This is a genomic window from Stutzerimonas kunmingensis (assembly GCF_032106285.1).
GTDB lineage: Bacteria > Pseudomonadota > Gammaproteobacteria > Pseudomonadales > Pseudomonadaceae > Stutzerimonas > Stutzerimonas kunmingensis_B.
Map to the genome: position 1 here is coordinate 269 of NZ_DAMCPO010000059.1, position 5,129 is coordinate 5,397.

Below are 5,129 nucleotides of genomic sequence, written 5' to 3' on the forward strand. Positions count from 1 at the left end.
CGCGCTCGGCGCCGCTGTACTTCACCGATGACGACATTCACGGTGACAAGGGCTCGCTGGAGGTGTCCGCGCGCATCCGGATCAATGGGCAGACCATCAATGGCGGGGTGCAGCGCCTGCGCGCGGCGGACGAGAAGGGCGACCGCTTCATGCTGCTGCGGCAGGCCGAAGAGGCCACCGCCGCCACCGATTTCGCTCAGGCGCTGAGTGCCCGCACGCTGACCGGTGAGCTGGAGGCGGGCCTGAAGGAGACCCGCGCCGCGCTGGCGACCCTAAAGAGCGCCGCCCATTCGCCGTTGGCAGTGTATTTCTCGCCCAAGCGCCAGTTGCCCGGCCAGCCACGCAGCCTACCAGAGGCCAAGCCCTTCGAGCCGTCCATCGCCTACGGCCGCGCCCTGCACGATCGCGAAGTAGAGCTGCGCGAGTTCATGCACTGGTTCCGGACCCAGGAGAAGCTGGGCGCGGCCAATGAACCGCGCCGGTTCAAGGTACTGGACGCATTGCGCGCCGTGGTGGTTGAACTCGTGCCGGAGTTCGGCAACCTGCGCATCCAGGAACAACCGCGACTTGGCTTCGTGGTGGACAAACGCGGCCAGCCCTTCTATCTGCACCAGCTTTCCGATGGCGAACGCGGCCTGCTGGCTCTGGTGTTCGATCTCACCCGACGCCTGGCCATCGCCAACCCTGAGAGTGACAACCCCATCGCCGAGGGCGCGGCGCTGGTATTGATCGACGAGATCGAACTGCACCTGCATCCCAAGTGGCAGCGCGATGTCCTGCAGCGCCTGCGGGACATCTTCAAGGCCTGCCAATTCGTGGTGACGACCCATTCGCCCCTGGTGCTGGGCGAGGTGCCGGCGCGCTGCGTGCGCTTCCTCGAATTCGTGAACGGCAAAGTGGGCGTAACCGTGCCCGTCGAGGCCTATGGCATGGACGCCAACCGCATCCTGCAGGAGTTCATGGGCGCCCCGGTGCGAAATCGGCAGGTGGATGGTGAGCTAAAGGCGCTTTTCGAACTGATCGACCAGGAGCATTTCGACGCGGCCCGTGCCGCCATTGCGGCCCTCGAACACAAGCTGGGCGAAGACGAGCCCGAGCTGACCCGAGCCAGTTCGCTGATCCGCTTTCTGGAGGGCGCTGAGTAGATGCGGACCATCAAGAAGGGGCCGGAGCCCGCGACTTTGACCCAGCATCGCCAGCAGCCGCATGCCGACTACGACAATTACTCCGACAAGGCGACTTTGCGGCGGGCGCTGGTGGCCGAGCAGCGCGGCCTGTGCTGCTACTGCCAGTCGCGCATCCGGGCCACGCCCGAGGGCATGAAGATCGAGCACTGGCAATGTCAGGCCAGCCACCCCGGGCGACAGCTCGATTTTGGCAATCTGCATGGCGCCTGTCTGGGCGGGCACGGCCGTCCCGAACGTGAGCAGCATTGCGATACGCGCAAGGGCAATGACGGCCTTTGCTTCAGCGTATGCGACCCGGCGCACCCCATCGAGCACAAGATTCGCTTTTTAGGCGATGGAACCATCAAGGCAGACGACGCCGCCATCGAAGAAGCCCTCAACGCGGTGCTCAACCTGAACCTGCCGCGCCTGGTGAGCAATCGCAGGGCCGTGCTCGCAGCGTTTCAGCAGCGCCTGCAGGACTGCCGTCGCGTTGATCCGGCGCGTGAGCTGCCCAGGTGGGATGGTAGCGAACCCGGCGACCTGCCCGAGTTCGCGCAGGTGCTTGTCTATTGGCTAAGAAAGAAACAAGCGAGGGCCGCCGTATGAAGCGCACCAGTGAATTCGCATTCGAAACCGCCATCGAGGCAGTTTTGCTAAGTGAAGGATATACGAAGGTCGACGTCAAAGGATTCGACCGCGAGCGCGCGATTTTCCTCGATGAGGCACTGGCCTTCATTCGTGCCACCCAGGGCAAGGTGTGGGAGAAGCTAGAAACCCTGCACGGCGAGCAGACCGGTGCGCGCGTGCTGGAGTCGCTATGCAAGTGGCTGGATACCCATGGCGCCCTGGCCACGCTGCGCCACGGTTTCAAATGCTTCGGGCGCACGCTGCGGATAGCCTTCTTTCGCCCGGCCCACGGCTTGAACCCGGAGCTGGACGCGCGCTACCGGGCCAACCGGCTGGGTCTGACCCGCCAATTGCATTTCAGCCCGAAGTCTGAGAAGTCCCTGGATGTAGTGTTGTCGGTCAACGGCATTCCGGTGGTGACGCTGGAGCTCAAGAACCCCTTGAGCGGCCAGACGTCGGCGAATGCCATCCACCAGTATCGCCACGACCGCGATCCCCGTGAACCAATCTTCGAGTTCACCAAGCGCGCGCTGGTGCACTTCGCTGTGGATACTGAAGAAGCGCACATGGCCACTCGCCTGGCCGGTTCGTCCACTTACTTCCTGCCGTTCAACCGGGGCATGGACGGTGGCGCTGGTAACCCGCCCGATCTTGAAGGACGCAACTACAAGACAGCCTACCTGTGGGAAGAGGTGCTACAGCGCGACAGCCTGCTCGACCTGCTCGCCCATTTCCTGCATCTCGATGTGGAAGAAAAGACCACTGACGTCGGTAAGAAGGTGCGCAAGGAAAACCTGATTTTTCCGCGTTATCACCAGTTGCAGGCTGTGCGCCGTATGGTGGCGGCTGCCGCCAGCGAGGGCGTGGGGCACAACTACCTGGTCGAGCATTCGGCCGGCAGCGGCAAGAGCAACACGATTGCCTGGCTGGCGCACCGTCTCTCCAGCCTGCACAACGAGCGCGACGAGCGACTTTTTGACAGCGTGGTGGTCATCACCGACCGGGTGGTGCTCGACCGCCAGTTGCAGAACACCATCTACCAGCTTGACCACCGCCAGGGCGTTGTGCAGAAGATCGACGAGGACTCGCGCCAGCTCGCCGAAGCGCTGGAAGCCGGCGTGCCAATCATCATCACCACGCTGCAGAAATTTCCATTCGTGTCCGGGCAACTAGCCAAACTTAGTGAGGAGCGTGGCGAAGGCAGCAAGAGCCATCTGCCCACGCGCAAGTACGCTGTAATCATCGACGAGGCGCACAGTTCGCAATCGGGCGAGACGGCCACGGACTTGAAAGGTGTGCTGGGCGGTGGCGAGCTGCGTCGCAAGGCGCAAGAGATGGCCGAGGAGGAAGGCGAAGTCGAACTGGAGCGACTGTTCCGTTCCATGGCCAAGAGGGGCCATCAACCGAACATGAGCTTTTTCGCTTTCACCGCCACTCCCAAACACAAGACATTGGCGATCTTTGGCCGGGGCGACGAGCCCTTCCACCGCTACACCATGCGCCAGGCTATCGAGGAGGGCTTTATCGAGGATGTGCTCAAGAGCTACGTGACCTACAAGACCTACTACAAGCTGATCAAGAAGGCCGAGGACGACCCCAACGTCGAGCGCAAGAAGGCGGCCAAGGCGTTGGCCCGTTTTATGCGGCTGCATCCGCACAACATTGGCCAGAAGACCGAGGTGATGGTCGAGCATTTCCAACACTTCACGCGGCACAAGATTGGCGGCCATGCCAAGGCGATGGTGGTGACCGGCTCGCGATTAGAAGCGGTGCGATACAAGCAGGAGTTCGACCGCTACATTCAGGAGAAGGGCTACCCCATCAAGAGCCTGGTGGCGTTCTCGGGCAAGGTGGAAGACGACAAGATTCCGGAGAAGTCATACACGGAAGTCGAGATGAATGGCGGCCTAAAGGAAAAGGAACTGCCTGACACTTTCGCCAAGCCGGAATTCCGCGTGCTGCTGGTGGCCGAGAAGTACCAGACCGGCTTCGACCAGCCGTTGTTGCACACCATGTACGTGGACAAACGGCTGGCGGGCATTCAAGCCGTTCAGACCTTGTCGCGCTTGAACCGAACTCACCCACTTAAGGGCGATACTTTCGTGCTCGATTTCGTCAACGATCCCGACGAAATCCAGGAGGCCTTCCGTCAATACTACGACGGCTCGGTGATGGGCGAGCAGGTCGATCCGGACAAGCTCTACGAGGTGCAGGCCGAACTGGATGCCTCGGGCATTTATCTGCAAACGGAGATTGCCGAGTTTGCGCATGTGTTCTTTGCACCTAAGCGCCGCCAGAGCCTTGGCGACCATAAGCTGATGAGTGCGATTCTTGATCTGGCGGTCGCGCGCTTTGTGCGGTTGCAGAACACCGAAGAAGACGAAGCGGAGTTGTGGCGCAGCAAGTTGCAGGCCTTTCGCAATCTGTACGGTTTCCTGAGCCAGGTGATTCCCTATCAGGACAGCGACCTGGAAAAACTCTTCACCTATCTGCGCCATCTCGCGCTGAAGTTGCCCAAGCGCAAGAGCGGGCCAGGCTATCAGTTCGACGAGGAAGTTGAACTCGATTATTACCGCTTGCAGAAAATCAGCGAAGGCTCGATTAGCCTCAACGAAGGCTATGCCAAACCGCTTAACGGTCCACGAGAGGTGGCCTCAGGTATGGTGCGTGACGAAGCTGTTTCGCTATCACGCCTCATAGACATCATCAATCAGCGCTTCGGTGGCGAATTGAATGACGCAGATCAATTATTCTTCGATCAGATCACCGAAGCCGCGAGCCAGAACGAGTCCCTACAGAAGGCAGCAGAGGTCAACTCCCTAGACAAGTTCCAGCTCGTATTTCGGCAGGTCCTTGAGTCACTATTTATTGAGCGCATGGAGCTTAATGAAGAACTGTTCACTGATTACATGGGCAAGCCAGAGATGCGGGAGCTGGTATCCAAGTGGTTGGGTAGCCAAGTTTACGCTCGTCTTTCGGATAGGGCACCGCAGAGCTAAGTGTGCCTTTGAGTGAGCATGTGCTTGGTGGGCTACCAGCTCCTAAGTTGAGGTGAGGGGTGATTGACAATAGAGTCGAAGAGAGTCAACGCCTCGCAAATTGCTCCGTCTCCCTCGCCAGCGAAAAATGTGCGCTTCTGGCGGTAAAAGCGATGGTAATCCCTTATGTCGATCACAGCCACGTCCTTTAACCATGCGGGTTCGGGTGGCCTGTTGATGATGGAGTGGGATGGGTTGAAAGAACAAGGGCGCCGAAAGGCGCCCTTGTTATATGAGGTGCAGGATAATTCTTCGATCTAGCGGTGAAATCCCCAGCCTCATTGCCTTATGGATT

3 protein-coding genes are annotated in these 5,129 nt (G+C 60.0%); all 3 read left to right on the forward strand.

Features of this window, described 5'->3' with window-relative positions; all coding sequences use genetic code 11:
* On the forward strand, window positions 1-1,145 hold a 1,145-nt coding region (locus RT582_RS22210; protein ID WP_313480060.1), incomplete at its 5' end, for an AAA family ATPase.
* Window positions 1,146-1,775, forward strand: a complete 630-nt coding sequence (locus RT582_RS22215; RefSeq protein WP_049466406.1) for a hypothetical protein — start codon at window positions 1,146-1,148, stop codon at window positions 1,773-1,775.
* Window positions 1,772-4,795 (forward strand): type I restriction endonuclease subunit R, encoded by a 3,024-nt coding sequence (locus RT582_RS22220; RefSeq protein WP_049466407.1) that lies wholly within the window; start codon window positions 1,772-1,774, stop codon window positions 4,793-4,795. The genes RT582_RS22215 and RT582_RS22220 overlap by 4 nt, the downstream gene beginning before the upstream one ends.
* The last annotated feature ends 334 nt before the right edge of the window (window positions 4,796-5,129 follow it).

Excerpts from the sequence above, each read along its gene's own strand:
- RT582_RS22215 (WP_049466406.1), top strand. The coding sequence starts at position 1,146 with ATGCGGACCATCAAGAAGGGGCCGGAGCCCGCGACTTTGACCCAGCAT.
- RT582_RS22220 (WP_049466407.1), top strand. The coding sequence starts at position 1,772 with ATGAAGCGCACCAGTGAATTCGCATTCGAAACCGCCATCGAGGCAGTT.